Origin of the sequence: Corallococcus sp. CA047B (assembly GCF_003612065.1) — a bacterium.
Taxonomy (GTDB): domain Bacteria; phylum Myxococcota; class Myxococcia; order Myxococcales; family Myxococcaceae; genus Corallococcus; species Corallococcus praedator.
This window is the reverse complement of record NZ_RAWD01000149.1, coordinates 1-22,752: the sequence shown is the minus strand read 5'-3', so window position 1 is coordinate 22,752 and position 22,752 is coordinate 1. Positions and strand designations below refer to the sequence as shown.

Genomic DNA, 22,752 nt, shown 5'->3' with positions numbered 1-22,752 from the left:
GTCGGGAGGGGCGGTGGGGCAGAAATTCCTGGAAGGGAGGGCACGGCGGTGGGTCTGAAGCGCAAGCGGACAGGAAAGTCGGGGCAGCCTCCTACGGTGTTGCTGGTGGAGCCGCGAGCGGAGTACCTGGAGCGCACCCGGGCGCTGCTGGGCGAGGCGGGCTTCCGTGTGGTTCCGCTCACGCGCTTCGACGCGGCGGTGCCGCTCTTCGAGGTGATCCGCCCGGACGCGGTGCTGCTCGCCGCGCAGCCTCCGGACTACGCGGCGGTGCAGACGGCGCGCCGGCTGCGGCAGGTGAGCCGGGGCACGGTGCCGATGCTGTACCTGGTGGACTCGCACGACCGGGACGCCTGGCGCTTCTGCGTGGAGAAGGGGCAGTGCGTGGACGTGGTGCCGCGCGTGGTGGACGGCGCGGAGCTGTCCATGAAGCTGCACGCGCAGATGCGGCTCAAGCAGTCGGTGGAGCGCGTGGCGGCCGGCGAAGAGGCCGGCACGGCGCTGGCGCTGCATGATCCGGTGACGGGGCTCTACAACCGGCCCTTCCTGCTGGCCCTCATCGGCCTGGAGGCCCGGCGGACGGAGCGCTACGGGGGCACCTTCTCCGTGGTGGCCGCGGAAGTGAGTGGTTGGAGCGCGCTTCGCAAGGAGCACGGCCGGGGGATGGCGGAGCGGCTGCTCGTCTACAGCGCGGTGGTGCTGGGGCAGACGGTGCGCGAGGCGGACGCGGTGGCGCGGGTGGGGGAAAGTGAGTTCGCCATGCTGCTGCCGGGCACGCCCGCGGAGTCGGTGCCGGAGGTCCTGGCGCGGGTGGAAGCCCGGTTCGAGGCGGCACGGTTCCAGATGGAAGGTCGCGTGGTGCGCACGGCGCTGGAGCTGGGGGCCGTGAGCTTCCCGGACACGGTGGGGGCACCCACCCAGTTGCTGAGCGCGGCACTGCAGACGTTGAGGCGTACACGCGAGATTCGGCGGGCGGCCGGTCCGGCCCGGCTGTTGTCGATTTGATGCAGTTCACTGAGGATTTGATGCACAGGGCGAGCGGAGGCGTGGGGATGGATCGGATCGCGGTGCTGGTGGTGGATGACGAAGAGTCGGTGCGCACGTTCCTGTCCGAGCTGTTGGGCAGCTCGGGTTACCAGGTGCGGTGTGCGTCGAGCGGTTCGCAGGCGCTGGAGATGCTCTCCGGTGGCTCGTTCGACGCGGTGCTGCTGGACGTGGTGATGCCGGAGATGAGCGGCCTGGAGGTGTTGCGCCGCTACCGGGGCAACGGCGGCAATGCCCCGGTCATCGTGTTGAGCGCGCTGTCCGGCGCGGACGACGCGGTGCGCGCGCTGAAGATGGGCGCGTCCGACTATCTGGCGAAGCCCTTTGGCAACGACGAGCTGCAGGACGTGCTCGCCCGTGCCCTGGGGACCCGCGTGCCGGAGCGCCAGATTTCGGCGCCGGTGCCCGCGCCCCGCGTGATGCTGACGTCGGCGGAGGCCGCGGCCGAGGCTCGCGTGCTCATCTCCACGTCGCCGGCCATGCGCCGGGCCCGCGCGCTGGTGGAGCGCATCGCGGACACGGACGTGCCGGTGCTGCTGCTCGGTGAGTCCGGCACGGGCAAGGAAGTGATTGCCCGCGAAATCCATGCGCGCAGCCAGCGCCACGGTCGCCCCTTCATCAAGGTGAACTGCGCGGCGCTGCCGGGCGAACTGCTGGAGAGCGAGCTGTTCGGCCACGAGCGCGGTGCCTTCACGGGCGCCACGGCGGAGAAGCCGGGCAAGTTCGAACTGGCGGACCAGGGCACCATCTTCCTGGACGAGATTGGCGAAATGGCCATCCGCCTCCAGGCGAAGCTGCTCCAGGTGCTGCAGGACGAGGAGTTCTTCCGCGTCGGTGGCAAGAAGAGCGTTCGCGTGGACAGCCGCGTGGTGGTGGCGACGAACCGCGACCTGGAGAAGGAGATCGCGCTCGGCAACTTCCGCGAGGACCTGTACTACCGCCTCAACGTCGTGGCCATCCGCCTGCCGCCCCTCCGCGAGCGCCGCGAGGACGTGGTGCCGCTCACCGACCACTTCCTGAAGAAGTACGGCAAGGGCTTCATGTCGGGCGTCTCCGAGCTGCCCACGGAAGTGCTCCACGCCTTCAGTGACTACGAGTGGCCGGGCAACGTGCGCGAGCTGGAGAACATGGTTCGCCGCCTGTGCGTGCTGAAGGATCCGACGCTGGTGCTGGACGAGATTCGCGGAGGTGGCCGGACCCCGGCGAGCGCTCCGTCGCTGCCCACGTCCTTCGGTGGGGAGGACTTCGGTCCTCCGCCTTCGCGCCACTACGAGGATCCGGCCCGCGTCTTCGCGGCCCCTCCGTCCCAGGTCGCTTCCTCGAACGGCTCGGGGGTGCAGGTGCTGGAGATGCCCGCGCGCGGCACGATGACGCCGCCGCCGGTGGCCCTGGTGTCGGACGCTTCGCCGTTCAATGCCGTGGCGCCCCAGCGCTACGCGAATCCGTTCGATGCGCCGCAGCCTCCGCCTCCGCCGCCTCCGGCTGGAGAGCTGTCGCTCAAGGACATTGGCAAGCGCGCCGCGATGCTCGCCGAGCGTGAGGCGATACTGGCCATGCTCCAGCGCACCGCGTGGAACAAGCGCCGCGCCGCCGGCAAGCTGCGGATCAGCTACAAGGCGCTGCTCTACAAGATCAAGGAGTGCGGCATCATCGATCCTCGCGCGAGCGCCGAGTTCTAGCGCCGCGTCCCCGGTCGATTGTCGTGCGCGACGGCCCTTCTTCCGGATGACGGAAGGAGGGCCGTTCCGCTTGCGGGATGTGCCGTGGTCCCGGCGGCCTTTCGCCCCTGCTTGCGTGGGACGGGGGTTGCCCGATATCGCGGAGGCCATGACCGCTCCGCTCGTCCTGCTTGGCTGTGGCTACACGCTCACCCGGTTCGCCCGGGTGGAAGCCCGGTCCGGCCGTGAAGTCCTGGCCACCACGCGGGATGCAGCGCGCCGCGCGGTGCTGGAGGGCGCGGGCGTGCGGGTGCTGTCGCTCGATGAAGCGCTGGCGCGGGTCGAGGGCGCGCACGTCGTGGACTCGGTTCCTCCCGAGGCCGGGCTGGATGCGCACTTCGCGGACCTGCTGTCGCGGGCCCGGCCTTCGCGGCTCGTCTACCTGTCGTCCACGGGCGTGTATGGCTCCGCGCGCGGACACGTGGACGAGACGACCCCGGTCGACACGGCCTCACCGGTTGCCCGGGCCCGGCTGGAGGCGGAGGCGCGCTTCCTTCCGCTGGGCGCCAGCGTGATGCGCATCGCGGGCATCTACGGCCCCGGGCGAGGGACCTCCGGACGGTTGAAGGCGGGCACGCTGCGCATTCCCGAGTCCGGTGGGGGACGGCTCTCCCGCATCCATGTGGACGACCTGGTGGACGCCGTTCGCGTGGTGCTCGAACGCGGGGCTCCCGGCGAGGTCTACTGCGTGGCCGACCGGCGCCCCGCGACCCAGGAGGAGACGGCCACCTGGCTGTGCCAGCACCTGTCCCTTCCCATGCCGCCCCGGGTCCCCTTCGCGTCGCTCCATGAATCCCTGCGCGGCGACCGGGCCATCAGCGGCGCGAAGCTGGAGGCCCTGGGCTGGACGCCGCGCTACCCGGACTTCACCACCGGCTTCGTCGCGGCCATGGAGGAAGAGGCGCGAGGGTGACTCGCGGCGGTCCGCGGGGTCAGTGCTCGGGGGCCTCCGCGCGCAGGAGCTGCTGAAGGTCCAGCTCCGTCCAGTCCAGCTCCTGCTCCACCTGCTGGAACGCGGCGTCCCCGATGGTCCCGTCCGAGCGCAGCTCCAACAGCCGCCGCCGTTCAGCGGCCATCGCGGTGCGCACCACGTTCGCGTCGGCGGAGGCTGGACCCCACGGCGCGGAGGCCCCATCCGGACGGGCTTCGGCCTGAGCGTCCGTGTGTCCCGCGAGCACCTGCTTCGCCCGCTGGAGTTGCAGCTCGTACCGCCGCCGCACCAGGGCCGCCAGCTCCGTGCCCGCCGACGCGTCGGTCGCATCCAGCGCCGCGCGCAGCGTCTGCACCCGGGCGAGCCGCACCTCGTGGTCGACCGCGCCGTCGTCGTCCAGCTTCAGGCGGGACATCAGGGGGCGCAGCGTCATCCCCTGCAGCACGAGCGTGCCCAGCACCACCGCGAAGGACGTGAAGAGGATGAGGTCGCGGTAGGGAAACGGGGGGACGCCTTCGCCGCCGGTCGGCAGGGCCAGGGCCGCCGCGAGCGTTACGATGCCCCGCATCCCGCACCAGCCCACCAGCATGGCCGCCTTCGGCGACAGCGCGACCGCGTTGGATTTGCCCGGGGACGTGGAGGAGGCCCGGCGCTGTCGCCAGCGGCCGAGCGCCGCCACGCCCATCACCCAGGCGATGCGCGCGAGGATGGCCACCCCCGTGACGACCGCCGCGATGCCCGCGTACTCCAGCCACGTGGGCCGGTCGAGCCGCGCGACGATGGACTTGAGCTGGAAGCCCACGAGGATGAAGGCGAGCACGTTCAACACGAACACGGCCACCTCCCACACCGCGTACGCCGGGATGCGGATCCGCGCGGGCGTCACCAGGGCCGCGATCCGCGAGGCCGTCATCGCATAGACGACCGTCGTGAGGATGCCGGACAGGTGCAGCCGCTCGGCGAGCATCCACACCGCGAACGTGCTGCCGAACTGCACGATGACCGCCGTGGACACATCCTCGATGAACCGGTTCACGAACAGGGTCACCCGCGCGAGCACCGACCCCAGCACCACGCTGCCCACCGTGACGACGAGCAGCATCGGGAGCGCGCTCCAGCCCAGGATGCCCCCCGCCGCAACCGCGCCCAGGGCGAGCCGGTAGATGAGCAGGGCGCTCGCGTCGTTGAACAGACTCTCGCCCTCAAGGATGACCAGCAGCCGGTGCGGGGGCCGCAACTGCTTCAACACCGCCGTGGCCGCCGCCGCGTCCGGAGGCGCGACGATGGCGCCCAGCGCGATGGCCGCGGCCCACGGCATGTCCGGCACCTGCCACCGGACCGCGACCGCCACCGCGATGACCGTGAGCACCACCGCGCCCAGGGCCAGCCCCACCACCGGCCGCCAGTTCGCACGCAGGTCCCGGGGCGAGGCGTCGAAGGCCGCGTCCAGCAGCACCGGCGCGACGAAGAGCGTGAGCGCCAACTCCGGATCCAACACCAGCTCCGGCGTCCCCGGCACGAGCGCCAGCACCGCCCCCGCGAACGCCACCAGCGCGGGGTAGGGCGTGCCAATCCGTCGGGACAGCGCCGCGAGTCCCGCGCCCCCCAGCAGCAGCGCGATGACGATCTCGAACACGAGCATGGAGCCCTCCGAAGGGGAATGTCCGCCATCCGGACTTCCTGCGGCGTAGCGCAGGAATGCGGGTTTCGGACAGTGGCAAATCCTCGACGCCGCAACCCGTCGTCCCCACGCGGGCGCGTGCGTCATCAGCGCAAAGCGATGGATGCCATCAGCCGGGGAAGGGGCGCGGCTTTGCGGAGCGGCGTCCCCCGGTGACAGGCTGGCCCTTTCGGCCGCGCGCGGATGCGCGGTCCTCGCAACCCTGTTCCCTGGGGGAACGATGTCCAGGTCGTTGTTGTTCGCGGCTTTCAACGAGGGCGTCCACCGCTCCATGTCCGGCAACCACGAGGCCGCGGTCCAGTCGTTCGACCAGGTCCTCGCCGTGGATCCGCGCCACTTCCCCGCGCTCACCGGCAAGGCGTTCGCGCTCAAGCAACTGGGCCGCACCGCCGAGGCCCTGAAGGGCTTCCAGCGGGCCGTGGAGCTGGACCCTTCCGCCCCCGACCCCCTCCGCGAAGCCGCCCTCTGCCAGTTGGAGCTGGGTGAGCCGGAGGCCGCCGCCCTGCTCATGGAGCGCGCGGTCCAAATCAACCCCACCCCCGGCTACCGGGAGGCCGCCGCCGTGGAGGTCTACCACCTGGGTAACGCGCTCTTGACCCAGGGACGGCGCCCGGACAAGGCCCGCTACCGTTTGGCCCGGCAGGTTTTCGAGCTGGCGCTGGAGCTGTCCCCCGCCTACGTGGAGGCCGCCAAGGCCCTGGCGGACGTGTGGGAGCACCTGGGTGACCCTACCCAGCAGGAGCACTACACCCAGCTGGCGACCCGGCTGCGCCCGGCTACCTCCTGAGCCGCCCTGCTTCAATTTTCCATTTAAAGGCGGAGGGAAAGGGCGCAGCGTCGGTGTTGAATGCCGATTGGACGCCCCTCTTCAGGAGAACCCTTCGCATGATCGTGATGCTCGAGCCGGATTCGCCGGAATCCGTTGTGAATGCCGTCCTCCATCTGGCTTCGCAGTACGAGGGCGTCACGCCCCGCGCGCACGTGGTCCAGGGCGCCGAGTCCACCATCACGGAGCTGTACCTGCTGGGCTCCACCGCGCAGGTGCCGCTGGAGCCCTTCCAGCAGCTGCCCGGCGTGCGCCAGGTGGTGCGCGTGTCGCAGAAGTACCGGATCATCGGGCGGCACGGTGGCCAGCGCACCACGGCGGGCTTCGACTACAACGGCGTGTCCTTCGGTGACACCACCGTGAACCTCTTCGCGGGCCTGTGCGCGGTGGATTCGCTGGAGAGCGTGGACTCGATGATGGCGGCGCTCGCGCGCTGCGGCATCCAGACGACGCGCATGGGTGCGTACAAGCCGCGCACGAACCCGTACGAGTTCCAGGGCCTGGGCGCCAAGTGCCTGCCGTGGGTGTTCGAGTCCGCGGGCAAGCACGGCATCAAGGTCGTCGCGATGGAGGTGACGCACCCGCGCCACATCGATGAAATCAACGACGCGCTCAAGCAGTCCGGCAACGCCACGGGCGTGATGCTCCAGGTGGGCACGCGCAACGCGCAGAACTTCGAGCTGCTCAAGAGCATTGGCCAGCAGCGCGCGTTCCCGGTGCTCTTCAAGCGCGGCATGGGCATCACGCTGGAGGAGTCCCTCAACGCGTGCGAGTACGTGGCGAGCGAGGGCAACCCGAAGATCGTCTTCTGCCTGCGCGGCGTGAAGACGCACCTGGGCGACCCGCACCGCAACATGGTGGACTTCGCGCACGTGCCCGTCGTCCGCCGGCTGACGCGCATGCCGGTGTGCGTGGATCCGTCGCACGCCATCGGGCGCGCGGAGGCCCCGCCGGACGGACTGCCGGACATCTTCCACGCCATTGGCCAGGGGCTCATCGCGGGCGCGTCCATGGTGCTGGTGGACTTCCACCCGCATCCGGAGATTGCGTTGTGCGACGGACCGCAGGCGCTGCGCCTGGAGCAGTTGGGCGCGCTCCAGCGCTACACGAACATCGTTCGCGGCGCGTACACGGAGGCGGTGAAGAACGGCGACGGAACGGCCGCCAAGGCCGGCGCGCAGGTCAGTCGCTGAGCGCGTAGCTGCCGAGGACCTGGAGCGACGTGCACGCGCTCCGGGCCTCGTCCAACGCGGCCCGCACCTGGGGCGCGTCCTCCCGGCCGTCCACGTCCAGGCACCAGCGGTAGTCCCAGGCGCGGACGCCGCCGGGGCGGGACTCCAGCCGCGCGACGTTCACCCCGCGCGTGGCGAAGGCCCCCAGCACGCCCGCGAGCGCGCCGGGCCCGTCGTTCAGCGTGAGCACCACGGACGTCTTCCACCGGGAGCCCAGGTGGGGCGGGAGGGCCGGCCCCACCGCGAGGAAGCGGGTGGCGTTGTCCGGTGAGTCCTCGATGCCTTCGGCGAGGACGGCCAGGCCGTAGAGGTCCGCCGCCGCCCGGCTGGCGATGGCCGCCGTGCCCGCGGGGGCCTCCTCGCCCACCCGTCGCGCAGCCACCGCGGTGTTCACCTCCGGCACCGGCTGCAGGTGGTGCCTGCGCAGCCAGCCCGAGCACTGGGCCAGCGCCTGGGGATGGGACAGCGCGCGGGTGAGGCTCGCCAGCGAGCGCCCCGGTGGCGCGAGCAGGCAGTGGCGCACGCGCAGGCGCAGCTCTCCGGACAGGCGCGGGGTGAACTCCAGCAGCAGGTCCACCACCTCCGCCACCGGGCCCGCGAGCGCGCTCTCCAGGGGCAGGACGCCGCCATCCACCCGGCCCTCGGCGACGGCTTCGAGGACGGCGCGGAAGGAAGGGCAGGGGACCAACACCACCGACGGGCCGAAGAAGGCCCGCGTGGCTTCGTCGCCGTACGCGCCGCGCTCACCCTGGAAGGCGATGCGGCGAGGGGCGGCGTCATCCATCGATGGGCTCCGCGCGCGGGTACGTGCCCAGCACGCGCAGCGACGCGGTGAGCGAACGCAAATCCTCCAGCGCCGCCGTCACGGACGCGGACGCGGCGTGGCCCTCCACGTCCAGATAGAAGCGGTACTGCCACGGGGCCCCGGGGATGGGGCGCGACTCCAGCTTGGTGAGGTTCACCCCGCGCTGCGTGAGCCGTTGCAGCACCTGGCCCAGCGCACCCGGACGGTGTTCCAGCACCACCAGCAGCGACGTCTTGCAGGGCACGTCCGGCGCGAGCGGCGTCGGTTCACGCCCCACCTCCACGAAGCGCGTGAAGTCCGCGCCGGGTTGCAGGTCGCTCGCGAGCACCACGAGGCCGAAGCGGCTGGCCGCGGACTCACTGGCGATGGCGGCCATCGTTACGTCATTGCGGTCCGCCACGGTGCGCGCGGCGACGGCGGTGTCCGGCCCCAGCACCGCGCGGGCCCACGGCACGTGCGTGCGCAGGAAGTCCTCGCACTGGGCCAGCGCCTGCGGATGCGACAGCACCTCGCGCAGGTCCTCCAGCTTCGCGCCCTTCACGCCCAGCAGCCGGTGATCCACCTGGCTCACCAGCTCGCCGGTGATGACGCCATCGCCCGCGGCGAGCACGTCGTAGGTCTCGTTGATGGTGCCCGCGGTGGTGTTCTCGATGGGCATCAGCAGCAGGTCCTGCTCGCCCTTCTTCAGGGCCTCCACCGCCTGTCGCGCGGAGTCGAAGCCGGTGAGGAGCACGCCGCCCGGACGGTGGCCGTAGCGCTGGCGCGCGGCCAGGTGGCTGTAGGAGCCCTCGACGCCCAGGTACCCCACGCGCAGGGGCGTGGTGTCCAGCCGCGTGACGAGCGCCTGCTGCCGCGCGACGGACATGTCCAGGATGACGCGGTAGAGGCGCTCCACCTCGTGCGGATCCAACCCGCGCTCGGCTGCCCGGCCGCGCAGCTTGCGCAGGAGCAGGTCCTCGCGCTGTGGATCCCGGAAGGGCCAGGCCGTCACCAGCTTCGCCCGCGCCACGTCGTCCGCCAGGGCCATGCGCCGCTGGAGCGCGTCGAGGATGTCCTCGTCGACGCGTTCGAGGGCTGTTCGCAGGGTGTCCAGGTTCGGGGTGTCCGCCATCGCGAAAACATAACAACTCGCGTCAGGGAACGGTCATCCGGTTACATCCCGAGCCGTCGGGCGGGCTCCGGAGGCACCGGGTAGACGGCCTCCTTCGGCAGCAGGCGGGTCGCCTGGTCCGCGCGCCCGTCGTCCAGGTGCTTGCGAAGCTTCCGCACCAGTGGCGTCAGGTCCGTGATGGAGACGGTCCAGTCGTCCACGAAGCGCTGGATGACGGCGCGGCTCAGGCCCACCTGGATGCTGTCGTGGGGCAGGCCCGCGCCGCGCAGGGTGCGCTCGGGGTCCCACTGGACGATGACGGGCGCCGACTCGAAGGCCTCACGCCACGCCTGCTGGGTGCCGTGCACCTTCGGCTCGTAGCTGGTGAGCACCGCCAGGCTCAGGGCCTCTTCCCACGCGGAGCGTTTGATCCGCACCGCGAGCGTGCGCTCCTGTCCGCTCTTGCTGCCCCAGTTGGAGCGGTGCATGAGCCACAGGAAGCTGGGTTTGATCCACGTCATCCGTCCCACGGAGAAGGGCGGGCCGAACTTCTGCTGCTCCACGGCCACGTCCGCGATGGCGTCGGGATAGGCCTGGTACACCACGATGGACGCGCGGTCGAAGTCGGCGCGGACTTCTCGCGCGGCGCTCATGGCTGGGGCCTGGGCTTCGCTTTCGGCTTCGGCTTGGAGGCGGGGGCCTTTGGCAGCTTCGTCTGGCCCATCTCCAGGACGAGCTCGAAGTGCTCCACGGGGGAGGGCGTCACGCTCAAGCGGCTGCGGGTGAGCAGCGGGAAGTCCTTGAGCGCGGGCGTGGCCTTGATGGTGGCCAGCGTCACGGGGGTGGTGAAGGCGACCACGGGGCCCACGTCCACGGAGGCCCAGTCCTCACCGGGGGCGGTGGGATCGGCGCCCGGCTTGGAGAGCACGCGCGCCACGCCCACGACGGCCTTGTCCTCGTTGGAGTGGTAGTAGAGGCACAGGTCCCCGGGCGTCATGGCCCGCAGGTTGTTGCGCGCCTCGAAGTTGCGCACGCCCGTCCACGCCGTCCTGCCGTCCGCTTCCAGCTGGGCGTACGCGTAGACGGAGGGCTCGCTCTTGATCAACCAGTACCGGCCAGTCGCCATGGCGGCGCACCCTAGCGCAGGGCCGCCAGGAGGACAGCGGCCCTGAGTGCCAGGGCGTGACTACTTCGCGCCCAGCGCGGCGACGAGCCGGTCCGCCTGCTCGCGGATGTGCTTGTCGGTGCTGGCCTGGGCCTTCTTCGCGTGCGTCCGGGCCTGGGCCTTGTCGGTGTCCGCCAGGGCCAGCGCCAGGTTGAGGTGCACGCCCGTGTCCTCCGGGTGCGCCTTCAGCGCCTGTGTCAGCACGGCGCGCGCGGCGGTGGCCCCGCCGGGGCGCGACAGGTGCAGCACCGCGAGGTCGTTGGCCGCGCCCACTTCGGACGCGTCAACGGCGATGGCGGCCTCCAGCAGCTTCTGCGCTTCCGCGTCGTCGCCCAGGCGGCGGCGGACCTTGGCCAGCGCGATGCGCACGGCGGCGTTGTCCGGCACCTTGACGAGCGCTTCGCGCAGGATGCGGTCCGCGTCCTCGTTCTTGCCGGCCACGAAGGACGCAAGCCCGTGCAGGTAGATGGCGTCCGCGTTGTCCGGCTGCTGCATGCGCAGGTCGATGGCGGCCTTGATGGCCGGCTCGGGCGCGCCCGCGAAGAAGCACAGCGAGGCGAACTCACGGATGAGGGAAGGCTCGCGGGGGCTGCGCAGGATGGCCTGCTGCAGCGTCGTCAGCGCGGCGCCCACGTGCCCCTGGAGGACCTGCACGCGCGCGGCGAGCAGCAGCGGCAGGTGCTCCGTGCGGCTGGCCTCCGCGGCCTCCTGGTAGCGCCGCAGCGCGCGGTCCAGCTGCTTGTCGCCCTGGAGCGCCATGCCCAGGTACGTCAGCGTCTGCGCGTTGCCGGGCTGGAGGGTGAGCGCCTTCTCCAGCACGGGGATCGCGGCGGGGTATTGGTGGTGGGCGAGCAGTCCCCGGCCGTGGTTGACGACCTCGAAGAAGCCCGCCTTCGGCTGGGCCGCGAGCGCCTCCAGCACCGCGAGCTGCCGGGCATCACCCTTCTCGGCATCGAGCCGGGCCAGGTGGCTGAGCGCTTCGGGATGGGTGGGGTGCTGCTCCACGAGCCGCTGGAGCATGGCGCGCGCGGCGGGCTCGTCATGCTGCGCGAGGCGCAGACGGGCGAGCCCGAGCATCGCGGCGGCGTCCTTCGGATCCTGCTTGAGGGCGCGCTCGAATTCGATGGCCGCGTCCTTGAGGAGGCCCTGCTTCATCAGACGCGCGGCGGAGGTTGCCTGTTTGGAGACGGCCATGGGTCAAGAGGATAGCCCAGCCCTGGAAGGGCCGGGCAGTCCGCGGGGGCCTACCCGATGCCCAGGAAGCTCCCGGCGCCTTCGATGATGTTCCCGGCCCCTTCCACGATGCCGCCCGCGACGTCCAGTGCGCCGGAGAACACATCGCCGGCCGCGTCCAGCACCGCGCCGCCCGCGTTGATGGCGCCCTCGGCCACGTTCTCCAGGATCTCACCACCGGCCGCGGCGGCCGTCTCGCCGACCGCCTTGAGGATGTTGCCGGGGTTGACGGAGCCTTCCACCTCGACGCCCAGGCCCAGGCCGGCCGTGGCCTCCACGCCGACGTCGAACTCCAGGTTGCCGCCGTTCAGGCCGATGTCCGCGTGGGCGTCGCCGCTCACGCCGGCGCTGGCGCTGGCGGTGATGCTGGCGGAGGCCAGGGTGTCATCCTCGTGCTTCAGCTCGATGGCGCCCGTGAGGCTGGCCTGCGCACCGGCGAAGCCGGACGCCGCGGCGCTGATGGACACGTCGCCGTCGGTGCCGACGTGCAGGTCCAGGTCGATGCTGCCCTCGGCGCCAATCTTGCCCAGCGCGGACAGGTCCAGCTCGACGGAGTACTGCTCACCGGCGATCTCGAACTCCACCGTCTTGGTGGCGCTGGCGCCCGCTTCCAGCAGGTTGGCGGACACGTCCACCTGCACGTTCACGTCGATGCCGGACAGGCCGATGTCGGCGTCCACGGAGGCATCCGCGCTGAACGTGGGACCCTGGACGTAGGCGTTGGTGTTGATGCCGCCCGGGCCGGTGCCGTTGACCTCGGAGCGCGCGCCGCCGGCTTCGAAGCTCGACTGGCCGCTCAGCACATTGCGCGAGTTCGACTGCACGTTGCCCTGCGCCGACGTGTCCACGCGAGAGCCGGCCGGGGCCGTGGCGGGCTTCTGACCATTCTTCGCCAGGTTCGGCGCGACGGGCGGAGGCGCGACAGGCCGCGGCGGGGGAGGCGGAGGCGGGCGGTAGCCGATGGGCGTGGACATGGCGGGCTCGATTTCAAAGGAGCGGCACCAGACTCGGCGCCAGCTTTTCCTCATTCTCCGAAATGCCCGGAGGAGAGTTTCCGACCCCGCATCACTTTGTAAGAAATGGCCGTCCGGATTCTCGCGGAGTGGGCAGGAGTCCTACATGCGGACCGAAATGTTTCCTGGGGGGCAGCGCGGAGACGGCACGGTGCGTCGAAATCGAGGGGTGGAGGGCTCGGCATCGCGCTCCACGGCACCTGGGTCCCGGGGCAAACCTACTCGACGGTATGTCCCACCACCCGTTCCTTTCCCATTTCCTGGGAGGCCTATGGGATCAACCCCCGTTCACGGAACGCGGCGAGCAGCCGGGGCTTGCCCTCGTTCAGCATCGCCTCGCCGTGAGAGGGGACCACGTGCTCGAAGTCGAGCCCGGCGATCTTCTGGATGGCCACGTTGAACGCAGCCCGGTCCTTGGCGAACCGGAGGAACAGCCGGCTCACGGCGAAGCGTTTGTAGGTGCCGAACATCCCGAAGAACATCCAGGCCGCGAGGCCCTTCGGCTGGGTGACGTTGAAGACCATGTCGGTCAGGTAGAGCGCCTTCGACGGATGGTGCAGGAACGCGCTCTCGTTCATCTTCGGCATGCCCGGAATCGGGATGAGCGCCAGCTCGCTCTCGAAGGGCCACGGCGTCTCTCCGAGGATGCCGTGCCAGGTCAGCTCGGGGTGCTTCTCCCGCACCCCGGCCGGACCCCAGAGCCTCGCGTTCGGATGCGCCTGCGCCGCGGCCTTCATCCCGGCGGTGTGCATCAGGCTGGGGGCCACGATGTCGGTGACCGGGCCGGCTTCCTGGAGCTGCCCGGGCGTGAGCTTCGAGCCCGGTGAGAACAGCACGCGCGCCTGCTGAAGCTCGAAGACCGCCGTGCGCACGGGCAACTGCAACACCGGCGAGCGCAGCGTGGAGTCGAGGAACCGGGTCTTGGGAAGGGACATGGGCCGGAAGCTCCCACGAAGCCCCCCTGGACGTCACCCCGGTACGCTTCACCCGATGTTCGTCTTGCTGAACACGCGCAGCGCCTCCGCCACGCTCCAGGCCTGCGCGAAGCAGCCTCGCGGACGGTAGGGCTCCGTCGCGTCGAAGATCTCCGAAATCTGTCCGATGCCCCCGTGCGACAGGTGGTCCTCCATCCCCGCCAGCAGCGCACGTGCCGCCTTCAGGTCCGGCGTCACCTTCAACGTCGCGTCCACATAGTGTCCGATGAGCCAGCCCCACACCGTGCCCTGGTGGTAGGCCGCGTCGCGCGCGCGCAGGTCACCGTCGTACTTCGGCTTGTAGTCCCTGCTGCCCGGCGCGAGGCTCCTCAAGCCCACGGGCGTCACCAGCTCGCGGCGCACCACGTCCAACACCTGCGCCCAGTGCTCGCGCTTGAGCACCGGGTGCTTCAACGAGATGGCGAAGACCTGATTGGGGCGCACGTGCGCGTCCTCGCGCACCCCCTCGCCGTCCACCACGTCGTAGAGGCACCCGCCCGCTTCATTCCAGAAGCGCTGGTTGAAGCTGCCATGGACCCGCTCCGCGGCCGCCCGGTACGGCGCCGACTCCTGGTCCAGCCGCTCCGCCCAGCCCGCCATCAGCTTGAGCGCGTTGAACCACAGGGCGTTGAGCTCCACCGCCTTGCCCCGGCGCGGCGTCACCACCCAGCCCTCCACCTTCGCGTCCATCCAGGTGAGCTGGTAGCCCTCCTGTCCCTGGCGCAGCAATCCGTCCGCCGGATCCACGCCGATGTTGAAGCGCGTGCCCTTCTGGTGGTGCGCCACGATGTCGCTCAGCGTGGGGTACAGGTCGCGCAGCAGGGTCTCGTCCCCCGTCTCCTCCAGGTAGCGGTCCACCGCGTGGAAGAACCAGAGCGTCGCATCCGCCGTGTGGTAGACGCCCTCGTTCTCCCCGTCCGGGAAGTAGTTCGGAATCAGGCCGTCGCGCACGTAGTGCTCGAACGTGCGCAGGATGGCCGCCGCCTCGCGGTAGCGCCCCGTGGCCAGCGTCAGCCCGTCCAGGCTGATCATCGTGTCGCGGCCCCAGTCGGTGAACCAGGGGTAACCCGCGATGACGCTTCGCGCGTCCAGTCCCATGGACCGGGCCCAGGCTGCATCCGCGGGCCTCGGCGGGTCGATGATGAATTGATCCGCCGCCAGCACCAGCCGCGCCTGCACGCCCGAACGCGCAGGCTCCGGGGCGCGCTCCAGCAGTCGCTGCTGCCGCGCCAGCTCCCGTTCGAACACCACGGCGGGGTCCCGCTCCAGGTGCCCCGCGCTCTGCGTGGTGAGTCCGAAGCCCAGCGTGCCGCCCGGCTTCAGCGTGGCGGTGAAGTAGCCCGGCGAGTGCTGCACCTCCGTGAAGTCATAGCCGCGCGCCTTCTCCATGCGCAGGTGCTGGGGCCTGGACGTCTCCTCCAGGCTCACGAACGGCGTGGGCCCATCCGAGTACAGCCGCATCCGCATCGACGGGCCGTCCTCGCCATTGCGCAACGTCACCAGCGGCCCCCGCAGCGTGATGATGGCTTCCTCCACCTTCTCGAGCAGCGGTCCATCATGCGGGCGCAGCACCGGGAAGGGCCGCAGGTGCAGGGTGGCCTCCGGACCGGACAGGTGCTCCCACGTGATGAACACCGTGTCCTCGCCGTGCACCATCACGAAGCGACGGCGCAGCCGCGTCCGTCCCACCGCGTACTCCCAGACGGGAACCAGTCCCTCCAGATGGAAGTGGCGCAGGTGGCGCGCGCCGTCCTCCACCATCGTGCCGTCCGCGTGCTCCTCGGAGGTCAGCCGGTAGCGCTGCCCATCCACGATGGCAGCCTCGTCCAGCCTCGCCATCAGCACCGTGCGGCCCAGCTTCTCCAGCGTGGGGATGAACAGGCCGTGATAGCGGCGCGTGTTGCACCCCACCAACGTGCCGGACGCGTAGCCCCCGCGGCCGTTGGTCATCAGCCACTCGTGGTGCACGCCGATGCCGAAGTCAGCGCCGTCCTTCCAGTCGAACGCGAGGCGGGGCAGGTCGGGGGCTGATGGATTCACGCCTTCGTCTCCTCCTCGCCCGTCAACACGAGCGCGGACTGTCCGGGCAGTGGCCACCGTCCATCCTCCGGAATCGGTGGCGTGCCCATCCCGCCGTAACGGGCCTGGTCACTGGACAACAACAGTCGCCAGCGCCTTCCAGAAGGTGGGGCGAACAGCGGTTGCGGACACGACCCTGAATCCAGTCCCGTGCCCAGGTTGAGGAGGACGAGGCGGTCGCCCTCCCGCTCGCTGCATGAATCGTGGAGCACCAGCGCCTGCGGTGCGCCTTGCCGCGTCCACCGCGTCCCGGCGGACCGAGCGTGTGCCTGCCCCTCGTGGGGACCCGGCCCATGCACGCCGGTGCTTCGGACGCTCCCCAGGCCGCCCGCAGGGCGAAGGGCAGGGCAGGCCCTGGCCGCCATCCGCCTCCCCTGGTGCCCCCCACGTCCGGGTCCCTTGCGATGGCCCACCGGGGAGCGCACCTCACCAGGACCTTCGCGAGCGCTTCGCCTTCTCCTATAGAGAGGTGTCCGTCCCGGTGATGCGGAACGTGGAGGGGCGCGGGCACCCGGGTGTTCCAGCCCGAGGAGGAACGGCGTGGCCATCGTGAAGTCGACGGGCATCAGCGGGCCCCAGCGCGGGCTGGCGGAGCAGGTGTTCTCCCGGGCCGCGGGCGCGCCGCTCGTACCGGGCAATGACGTGCACCTGCTGCGCGACGCGCGTGAGAACTACCCCGCGTGGCTGAGCGCCATCCACCTGGCCCGCCGCTCCGTCCTCTTCGAGAACTACATCATCGAGGACGACGACGTGGGCCGCACCTTCGCGGAGGCGTTGGAGGCCCGCGCCCGCGACGGCGTGCGCGTCTGCGTGCTCTATGACTGGCTGGGCTGCCAGGGCACCGCGTCCAGCCGCTTCTGGCGCAGGCTGCGCGAGGCGGGCGTGGAGGTGCGCTGCTTCAATCCCTTCCAGTTCGACCGGCCCCTGGCCTGGCTGGGCCGCAACCACCGCAAGACGCTCACCGTGGACGGCGAGGTGGGCTTCGTCTCCGGCCTGTGCGTGAGCCACAAGTGGGTGGGGGACCCGGAGAAGCACGTGGCCCCGTGGCGCGACACCGGCCTCGCGATTCGCGGCCCGGCCGTGGCGGACCTCGTGCGCGCCTTCGCCCAGGGCTGGGCCACCGTGGGGACTCCGCTCGACGAGGAGGGCTGCCTCTCCGCCCGAGCGCCCGAGCCGATGGGCGACGTGGCCCTGCGCGTGGTGGCCGGCGTGCCCTGGAGCGCGGGCCTGTTCCGCGTGGACCAGCTCATCGCGTCGCTCGCGCGCAAGCGGCTGTGGCTTACGGACGCGTACTTCGTGGGCACCGCCGCCTATGTGCAGGCGCTGCGGGCCGCGTCGCGCGACGGCGTGGACGTGCGGCTGCTGGTGCCCGGCAGCAGCGACATCCCCGCGCTGCGCCCCCTCACCCAGGCCGGCTACCGCCCCCTGCTGGAGGCGGGCATCCGCGTCTATGAATGGAACGGCACCATGCTCCACGCCAAGACGGCGGTGGCGGATGGGCTGTGGGCCCGCGTGGGCTCCTCCAACCTCAACCCCGCAAGCTGGCTGGGCAACTCCGAAATCGACGTGGCGGTGGAGGACGTCCACTTCGCCCAGCAGATGGAGTCCATGTACCAGCAGGACCTGGAGCACGCGACGGAGGTCGTGCTCAGCGGGAGGGATCGGCGCCTGATGTCCACCAACCCGCGCCCGCTTCCGCGCTCGCGGCGGGGGGGCCCCGGACGGCGGGGCAGCATGAGCCGCGCGGCCGCGGGCGCGGTGCGCCTGGGCAACACGGTGGGCGCCGCCGTCACCAACCACCGCGAGCTGGGGCGCACGGAGTCCAAGGTCGTCTTCGGCGCGGGCGTGGTGCCCCTGGCGCTCGCGGGTGTGGCGCTGTGGTGGCCGCAGGTGGTGGCCGTGCCGGCGGCACTCCTCTGCGCCTGGGCCGGCATCGCCTTGTGGAGCCGCGCCGTGCGCCTGCGCCGCCAGGAAGCCGAAGCGCCCGAGGCGCGAGGGCCCCTGCCGGAGAGGGAGGTGCCGCCCAGGCCCGCCGCGGTGGCGCCGGAGCTGCTCACGGAAGCGGAGCCGCGGAACACGCCGGAAGCGGAGCAGCAGCAGCCCTGAGGCTTTCCGCGTCCCGGGCGCGCTCGGGGCGTGCCCTCGTCGCGCGACCCTCGGGAAAATGAAACGGGACCGTCGGGTCGGAGCGCGGGAAGCGTTGCTTCCCCTCGCGTCCGGGCCCGGGGCCCCGTGATTCCTACAGTCCTACAGCCTTCCTACGCCTGCTTCGCGACGCCGGTCGGCTCCTCCGCCTTACCGTTGAGCAGCGCGCTGCCCCCATACAAGGCCAGGCCCACCATCCCCAGGACGCCGGCTTCGATGCTGCTGCCCATCGCCGCGCCCATCAGGCCCACCACGCTGGTACCCACCATGAAGACCAACCCCATCGCCCCAGCTGCCTTGCCCATCCGTGTCCCCCTCGTGACGGTTGTTGTGATGCCCTGAAACCCCATGCTGCGTCCGACGGGCAGTCCCTTTTCAAGACCCGTGCCGAAGTGCTCGCACAGGAGGGCCCCTTACATGTGCTGGAGCGCGTGGAACGCGCGGGGACTGGAGTGGGCAAACCTCTTCCACCGCACGGAAGCGATCGGCAGAAAGCACAGGGGAGAACACCTGGGTACGACCGGAATTTTTGCCGATTCCCCCCATGTGCGCCTGATGTGGCACGCCGTAACCCACCGGAGTCCAAGGGTTTTCCCTCTCCTCAAGCGCTGGCACACGCGCTGCTAAGGGACACCGCCAGAAGCGTGCTGCTCGGCCCGCAGGGCCGGTGGACGGCGGCACTCGCCAGACATCAGTGAACGAAGGAGAGCGGAAGATGGGAATGCGGCGCACGGGGTTCTGGGTGGGGTTGGGGATGCTCCTCCTGTCGGGATGTGCTCACCAGCAGACGCTGAAGGTGGACAACGCGGAGCAGCCGTACCGGATTGGCCGCGAGGACGTCCTGGACGTCAGCGTGTGGCGTGACGCGGAGCTGTCGCGCACGGTGCCGGTGCGGCCCGACGGCTTCATCTCCGTCCCCATGGTGGGGGAAGTCCAGGCCGCGGGCATGACGCCCACGGAGCTGGCGGAGGCGCTCAAGACGGGCCTGCAGCCGTATGTGCAGGAGCCGCGCGTGACGGTCATCGTCCGCGAGGTCAACAGCACCCGCGTGTTCGTGACGGGCGAAGTGGCCCACCCGGGCGCGTACCCGCTGCGCGGCCGCGTGTCGCTCCTGCAGGCCATCGCGCTGGCGGGCGGCTTCACCGACTTCGCCAACTCCGACGGCATCGTCGTCATCCGCACGGACGGCAAGGGCGGGCAGATCCCGGTGCGCTACAGCGACCTGGTCTCCCCCGACGGCGAGAACGTCATCCTGCGTCCCGGTGACACCGTCGTCGTCCCGTGAGGGGTGACGGACGCAACTTAAAACACAGACATCCGGACGATATGAACAAGGGCGTGGGCGTGGGCAAGGACGGGAGGGCGGCGGTGAGGGGCAACTGGAAGCGGGCAGTGATCGCAGGCTGTCTCATCGCCGGACCGGCTGCTCAGGCGGCCACCATCCTGGAGCCTCGGCTGCGCCTGACGGCGGAGGAGCGCTTCGACAACGATCTGCGGCTGGGCGGTGGCGCGGGTGCCACCGGCGGGCAGTTCATGACGAAGCTGTCTCCCCGGCTGGGCCTGGATGTGAAGAACGAGCAGCTCACCCTGGATACGTTCTACGCCACGGACCTGCTCGCGCGACACGGCTCCGGCAAGACGACGTTGGACCACCGGGGCGGGTTCGGCCTGCGCGACGTGCTGTCGCGCCGGCTGCGATTGGACGCGAGCGCCAAGGTGTTCCGCGTCACGGACCCCACGTCGCTGCCGCGTGATGGTCTGGCGCGCTCCACGGCTCCCACCTTCTATGCGCAGGCGAAGGTGGGGTTGACGGGGCGGGTGACGGATCGCATGGATGTGCGCGGCAACTATTCATTTGAAGCCACGCGCATCATCGAGCCGGGACGGGTGGCGGGTTACGCGCACACCCCGTCGGTGGAGCTGTGGTACCGCTCCACGCGCCGGCTGTCGTTGGGCGCCGAGTATCGTTATCAGGGCTTCCTGTACGCGGGGGACTACAGCCAGGCGCACGGCGCTTCAGCGGCCCTGCGCTACCGGCTGACGCGGCCCACCACGCTCACCCTCCGGGGCGGGCCGGTGCGCTACCTGCCGTCGGACGCGTCCCGCGGGGGCTGGCTGCCCCGCGTGGCGGTGGAATTGGTTCGTGAAGGAGAGCGCTCGGATATCGGCTTCGCCGTGGGACACGACCTGGTGGGTGCCAGCGGGTTCTCCGGCGCGGTCTGGGCGGACTACGCATCAGTGATGGCGGCGCACCGGTTCACGGCGAAGTTGTCTGCCTTTGGGGCGGCCAGCTTCTTCCGCAACGGCACCGCGCCGGATTTGAACTACACGCAGTGGCGCAACACCACGAACGTGTCGCAGGGCTATGCAGTGGGAGGCGGCGTCGAGTACCGGATGAACCGGAAGCTGGCGCTGCAGGGAGCGGTGGACCGCATCGCGCAAGTGGGCGCGGCGGACGTCGCTGGGGCTGGGGATCTGACACGCAATGTGTTTGCTCTCCGTCTGGTCATGACACCTTGGTAGGGAGCATGCGAGTGCGAGGCATGGAGGAGCGGATCATGGAGCGTGGGATGACGGCGGACCAGATGCTTTCGGCGCTGTGGCGTCGCAAGGCCCTGGTGGGGGCGATCGCTGCTGCGATTTTCGTGGTGGGCGCGGCGATCGTGATGACGCGGCCTAGCATTTATGAAGCTTCGGTGGTGGTGCGCGTGGAACCGCAGCGCCCCGGTGAGGAGATGGTGCAGCGCACGGTGAGCGAGCTCATCGAGCAGCGGCTGGTGACGGTCCGCCAGGAGCTCCTGGCCCGGCCGGTGCTCCAGAAGGCCATCGAGGAGATGAACCTCTACCCGGAGCTCGTCTCCGAGAAGGGCATCGAGGCGGCGGTCGAGCAGATGCGCAAGGACCTCACCGTGCGCGTCGAGGGTGAGACGGCGTTCGAGCTGACGTACGCGGGCCGCGACCCGCAGGTCGTCGCGCAGGTGACCAACCGCCTGCCGGCCATCTTCTCCGAGGAGACGCTGAAGATCCGCCAGGCGCAGGCCGCCCGCGCCACCAACCTCTTCACGGAGGAGATGGTGAACATGGGCAAGGCGGTCTCCGCGTGGGAGGCCAACATCAGCCGCTTCAAGGTGGACCACCTGGGCGAGCTGCCCGAGCAGATGGAGATGAACATGCGCGGCCTGGAGCGCATCAGCGCCCAGCTGCAGACCAAGTCCGAGGAGCTGCGCGCCGCCGAGGCCCGCCGCTCCGACCTGGCCCGGGCCCGCAACGCCGCGGACAGCGAGGCGGGTCGCCTGGAGGCCGCGCAGAGCGGGCTGTCCCGGACGCTCACCCAGGCCAAGACGCAGTGGACCGAGGACCACCCGGAAGTGAAGCGGATGGAGCGCGAGCTGGGCACCGTCGCCGAGCAGCGCAAGGAGGCCGAGGGCCGTATGTTCGCCGAGCGCAACGAGCGCACCCGCGTCACCACGCTGGTGGGCAGCATCCAGAAGGACATCGTGGACCTGCAGAAGCAGGCCGAGGCCTACCAGGCGCGGCTGAACAACACCCCCCGCTGGGCGCATGAGCTGGCGGTGATGAACCGGGACTACGAAATCGCCCGCACCAAGTACCAGAGCGTGGTGAGCCGCAAGGTGGAGGCGGAGATCGCCCAGGAGCTGGAGGCCAAGAGTGCCCAGAGCCTGTTCAACGTCATCTCGCCCGCCGGGGTGCCTTCCGCTCCGGCCCGTCCGGACCGCCTGAGCGGTCTGCTCATCGCGGCCCTCCTGGCCCTGTCGCTGGGTGTCCTCACCGGCACCGTGCTGGAGATGCGCGACGACAGCCTCCGCGACGGCACCGAGGTCCGCGAGCGCATCACGCTGCCTGTCCTGGCGGTGGTCCCGAACATGCAAGGCAAGACAGAGAAGCGGGTGTTGATGCCCATGGCTGGGAGCAAGAACAGCGTCTCCTCGCCCACTTCGCTGAATTAATTGCCGACCCCCAACGGAAAAGATTGGAGAACTCAGATGGATTCGACGATGGAGCGGGCCGGAAACTTCCTCCCGCGTGTGGATGAGAGCGCGGCTTCCTCGAACGCGGTGGACCGTCGGGTGGTGACGTTGACGGCCCCGGCCTCCGCGGCCGCCGAGCAGTACCGGACGCTGTACTACCGGCTGGAGCGGATGCGGGAGCAGCGCCCGATGAAGGTGGTGGCGCTCACCTCGGCCATGCCCGGCGAGGGCAAGACGGTGACGAGCGTCAACCTGGCGCTGGCCGCCGCCCGGGCGAACCCGGAGCGCCGCATCCTGCTGGTGGACGCGGACCTGCGCCGGGGCCAGGTGGCCCCCACGCTGGGCATGCGCAACAAGCAGGGTCTGGCGGAGCTCTTGGCCGGTGAGTGCGATGTGCGCGACGTGGTGCGCCGCTTCAACGCCACGCGGCTGGCCGTCATCCCCGCCGGCGCCACGCCGGAGGAGAGCACCCAGGTGCTGGCCAGCGCCCGGATGAAGCAGTTCCTCAAGGCGGTGCGCGAGGGCTTCGACGAGGTGTACGTGGACCTGCCGCCCACGCTGCCGTTCGCGGACGCGGCCATCCTGGGCCACCAGATGGACGGCGTGCTGATGGTCATCCGCGCCAACGTCACCCCCTCCAAGGTGGTGAACCAGGCGGTGGAGCAGCTGGCGGGCGCGGCGCTGGTGGGCTGCGTGCTCAACGGGGCGGAAGTGAACGCGACCCCGTACCTGAAGAACTACGTGAAGAAGTAGCAGCACCGCAGCACGACATGCAGGTGAGAGCAGTCTGTCTGGCCTTCCGTCCCCCCTCCTATGCGGTGGGGGGGCGG

The 22,752-nt window shown here is 70.6% G+C and carries 20 protein-coding genes; 10 read left to right on the top strand and 10 right to left on the bottom strand.

Annotation, left to right across the window (positions count from 1 at the left end):
* Window positions 1-48: 48 nt before the first annotated feature.
* From D7X74_RS22620 to D7X74_RS22610, 3 genes are all read left to right on the top strand, one after another.
* A complete protein-coding gene (locus D7X74_RS22620) occupies window positions 49-1,002 on the top strand; it encodes a diguanylate cyclase domain-containing protein (RefSeq protein WP_199741878.1) in 954 nt (317 codons plus the stop codon).
* A gap of 47 nt (window positions 1,003-1,049) precedes the next feature.
* The gene (locus D7X74_RS22615) at window positions 1,050-2,720 is read left to right on the top strand and encodes a sigma-54 dependent transcriptional regulator (RefSeq protein ID WP_120535071.1); all 1,671 of its coding nucleotides are present in this window, start codon (window positions 1,050-1,052) and stop codon (window positions 2,718-2,720) included.
* 148 nt (window positions 2,721-2,868) lie between these two features.
* Window positions 2,869-3,672: an SDR family oxidoreductase gene (locus tag D7X74_RS22610; protein WP_120535070.1), complete on the top strand. Its 804-nt coding sequence runs from the start codon at window positions 2,869-2,871 to the stop codon at window positions 3,670-3,672.
* 19 nt (window positions 3,673-3,691) lie between these two features.
* Here D7X74_RS22610 and D7X74_RS22605 read toward each other — a convergent pair whose 3' ends face one another.
* Window positions 3,692-5,332 (bottom strand): Na+/H+ antiporter, encoded by a 1,641-nt coding sequence (locus D7X74_RS22605; protein ID WP_120535069.1) that lies wholly within the window; start codon window positions 5,330-5,332, stop codon window positions 3,692-3,694.
* 259 nt (window positions 5,333-5,591) lie between these two features.
* Here D7X74_RS22605 and D7X74_RS22600 point away from each other — a divergent pair, with 259 nt between their 5' ends.
* Entirely contained in the window at window positions 5,592-6,158 is a 567-nt protein-coding gene (locus tag D7X74_RS22600; RefSeq protein ID WP_120535068.1) for a tetratricopeptide repeat protein, read from the top strand.
* Between the two features lie 98 nt (window positions 6,159-6,256).
* Window positions 6,257-7,390: a 3-deoxy-7-phosphoheptulonate synthase gene (locus D7X74_RS22595; RefSeq protein WP_120535067.1), complete on the top strand. Its 1,134-nt coding sequence runs from the start codon at window positions 6,257-6,259 to the stop codon at window positions 7,388-7,390.
* Here the strand turns inward: D7X74_RS22595 and D7X74_RS22590 are convergent.
* From D7X74_RS22590 to D7X74_RS22555, 8 genes are all read right to left on the bottom strand, one after another.
* Complete coding sequence (locus tag D7X74_RS22590) at window positions 7,380-8,213, bottom strand: prephenate dehydratase domain-containing protein (protein ID WP_120535066.1); 834 nt, start codon at window positions 8,211-8,213, stop codon at window positions 7,380-7,382. The genes D7X74_RS22595 and D7X74_RS22590 overlap by 11 nt on opposite strands.
* Window positions 8,206-9,345, bottom strand: coding sequence for a prephenate dehydratase (gene pheA, locus D7X74_RS22585; protein WP_120535065.1), 1,140 nt, complete (start codon window positions 9,343-9,345; stop codon window positions 8,206-8,208). The genes D7X74_RS22590 and pheA overlap by 8 nt, the downstream gene beginning before the upstream one ends.
* Before the next feature lie 41 nt (window positions 9,346-9,386).
* Window positions 9,387-9,977 carry a DUF4291 domain-containing protein gene (locus D7X74_RS22580; RefSeq protein WP_120535064.1) on the bottom strand — a complete coding sequence of 197 codons (591 nt, stop codon included), beginning with the start codon at window positions 9,975-9,977 and terminating at the stop codon, window positions 9,387-9,389.
* Window positions 9,974-10,450, bottom strand: coding sequence for an EVE domain-containing protein (locus tag D7X74_RS22575; protein ID WP_120535063.1), 477 nt, complete (start codon window positions 10,448-10,450; stop codon window positions 9,974-9,976). The genes D7X74_RS22580 and D7X74_RS22575 overlap by 4 nt, the downstream gene beginning before the upstream one ends.
* A 60-nt stretch (window positions 10,451-10,510) precedes the next feature.
* Window positions 10,511-11,683, bottom strand: a complete 1,173-nt coding sequence (locus tag D7X74_RS22570; protein ID WP_120535062.1) for a tetratricopeptide repeat protein — start codon at window positions 11,681-11,683, stop codon at window positions 10,511-10,513.
* A gap of 50 nt (window positions 11,684-11,733) precedes the next feature.
* Window positions 11,734-12,696: a Circumsporozoite protein gene (locus tag D7X74_RS22565; RefSeq protein WP_233595737.1), complete on the bottom strand. Its 963-nt coding sequence runs from the start codon at window positions 12,694-12,696 to the stop codon at window positions 11,734-11,736.
* A gap of 308 nt (window positions 12,697-13,004) precedes the next feature.
* Window positions 13,005-13,670, bottom strand: coding sequence for a hypothetical protein (locus D7X74_RS22560; protein WP_120535061.1), 666 nt, complete (start codon window positions 13,668-13,670; stop codon window positions 13,005-13,007).
* 48 nt (window positions 13,671-13,718) lie between these two features.
* Window positions 13,719-15,749, bottom strand: a complete 2,031-nt coding sequence (locus D7X74_RS22555) for an amylo-alpha-1,6-glucosidase (RefSeq protein ID WP_120535060.1) — start codon at window positions 15,747-15,749, stop codon at window positions 13,719-13,721.
* A 579-nt stretch (window positions 15,750-16,328) separates the two neighbouring features.
* Between D7X74_RS22555 and D7X74_RS22545 the strand changes: the two genes are divergently transcribed.
* Window positions 16,329-17,894, top strand: coding sequence for a phosphatidylserine/phosphatidylglycerophosphate/cardiolipin synthase family protein (locus D7X74_RS22545; RefSeq protein WP_120535059.1), 1,566 nt, complete (start codon window positions 16,329-16,331; stop codon window positions 17,892-17,894).
* 152 nt (window positions 17,895-18,046) lie between these two features.
* Here D7X74_RS22545 and D7X74_RS22540 read toward each other — a convergent pair whose 3' ends face one another.
* Window positions 18,047-18,238: a hypothetical protein gene (locus D7X74_RS22540; RefSeq protein ID WP_199732850.1), complete on the bottom strand. Its 192-nt coding sequence runs from the start codon at window positions 18,236-18,238 to the stop codon at window positions 18,047-18,049.
* 410 nt (window positions 18,239-18,648) lie between these two features.
* Between D7X74_RS22540 and D7X74_RS22535 the strand changes: the two genes are divergently transcribed.
* From D7X74_RS22535 to D7X74_RS22520, 4 genes are read left to right on the top strand one after another with little or no spacing between them, the layout of a single operon-like run.
* A complete protein-coding gene (locus D7X74_RS22535; protein WP_120535057.1) occupies window positions 18,649-19,218 on the top strand; it encodes a polysaccharide biosynthesis/export family protein in 570 nt (189 codons plus the stop codon).
* 41 nt (window positions 19,219-19,259) lie between these two features.
* On the top strand, window positions 19,260-20,456 hold the full coding sequence (locus D7X74_RS22530; protein ID WP_120535056.1) for a hypothetical protein: 1,197 nt from the start codon (window positions 19,260-19,262) through the stop codon (window positions 20,454-20,456).
* 35 nt (window positions 20,457-20,491) lie between these two features.
* Window positions 20,492-21,901, top strand: a complete 1,410-nt coding sequence (locus D7X74_RS22525) for a Wzz/FepE/Etk N-terminal domain-containing protein (protein WP_120535073.1) — start codon at window positions 20,492-20,494, stop codon at window positions 21,899-21,901.
* Between the two features lie 36 nt (window positions 21,902-21,937).
* Window positions 21,938-22,675: a CpsD/CapB family tyrosine-protein kinase gene (locus D7X74_RS22520; RefSeq protein WP_120535055.1), complete on the top strand. Its 738-nt coding sequence runs from the start codon at window positions 21,938-21,940 to the stop codon at window positions 22,673-22,675.
* Window positions 22,676-22,752 lie beyond the last annotated feature (77 nt).

Coding starts and splice junctions, on each gene's coding strand:
- D7X74_RS22615 (WP_120535071.1), top strand. CDS start 1,050: ATGGATCGGATCGCGGTGCTGGTGGTGGATGACGAAGAGTCGGTGCGC.
- D7X74_RS22610 (WP_120535070.1), top strand. CDS start 2,869: ATGACCGCTCCGCTCGTCCTGCTTGGCTGTGGCTACACGCTCACCCGG.
- D7X74_RS22605 (WP_120535069.1), bottom strand. CDS start 5,332: ATGCTCGTGTTCGAGATCGTCATCGCGCTGCTGCTGGGGGGCGCGGGA.
- D7X74_RS22600 (WP_120535068.1), top strand. CDS start 5,592: ATGTCCAGGTCGTTGTTGTTCGCGGCTTTCAACGAGGGCGTCCACCGC.
- D7X74_RS22595 (WP_120535067.1), top strand. CDS start 6,257: ATGATCGTGATGCTCGAGCCGGATTCGCCGGAATCCGTTGTGAATGCC.
- D7X74_RS22590 (WP_120535066.1), bottom strand. CDS start 8,213: ATGGATGACGCCGCCCCTCGCCGCATCGCCTTCCAGGGTGAGCGCGGC.
- pheA (WP_120535065.1), bottom strand. CDS start 9,345: ATGGCGGACACCCCGAACCTGGACACCCTGCGAACAGCCCTCGAACGC.
- D7X74_RS22580 (WP_120535064.1), bottom strand. CDS start 9,977: ATGAGCGCCGCGCGAGAAGTCCGCGCCGACTTCGACCGCGCGTCCATC.
- D7X74_RS22575 (WP_120535063.1), bottom strand. CDS start 10,450: ATGGCGACTGGCCGGTACTGGTTGATCAAGAGCGAGCCCTCCGTCTAC.
- D7X74_RS22570 (WP_120535062.1), bottom strand. CDS start 11,683: ATGGCCGTCTCCAAACAGGCAACCTCCGCCGCGCGTCTGATGAAGCAG.
- D7X74_RS22565 (WP_233595737.1), bottom strand. CDS start 12,696: ATGTCCACGCCCATCGGCTACCGCCCGCCTCCGCCTCCCCCGCCGCGG.
- D7X74_RS22560 (WP_120535061.1), bottom strand. CDS start 13,670: ATGTCCCTTCCCAAGACCCGGTTCCTCGACTCCACGCTGCGCTCGCCG.
- D7X74_RS22540 (WP_199732850.1), bottom strand. CDS start 18,238: ATGGGCAAGGCAGCTGGGGCGATGGGGTTGGTCTTCATGGTGGGTACC.
- D7X74_RS22535 (WP_120535057.1), top strand. CDS start 18,649: ATGGGAATGCGGCGCACGGGGTTCTGGGTGGGGTTGGGGATGCTCCTC.
- D7X74_RS22530 (WP_120535056.1), top strand. CDS start 19,260: ATGAACAAGGGCGTGGGCGTGGGCAAGGACGGGAGGGCGGCGGTGAGG.
- D7X74_RS22525 (WP_120535073.1), top strand. CDS start 20,492: ATGGAGCGTGGGATGACGGCGGACCAGATGCTTTCGGCGCTGTGGCGT.
- D7X74_RS22520 (WP_120535055.1), top strand. CDS start 21,938: ATGGATTCGACGATGGAGCGGGCCGGAAACTTCCTCCCGCGTGTGGAT.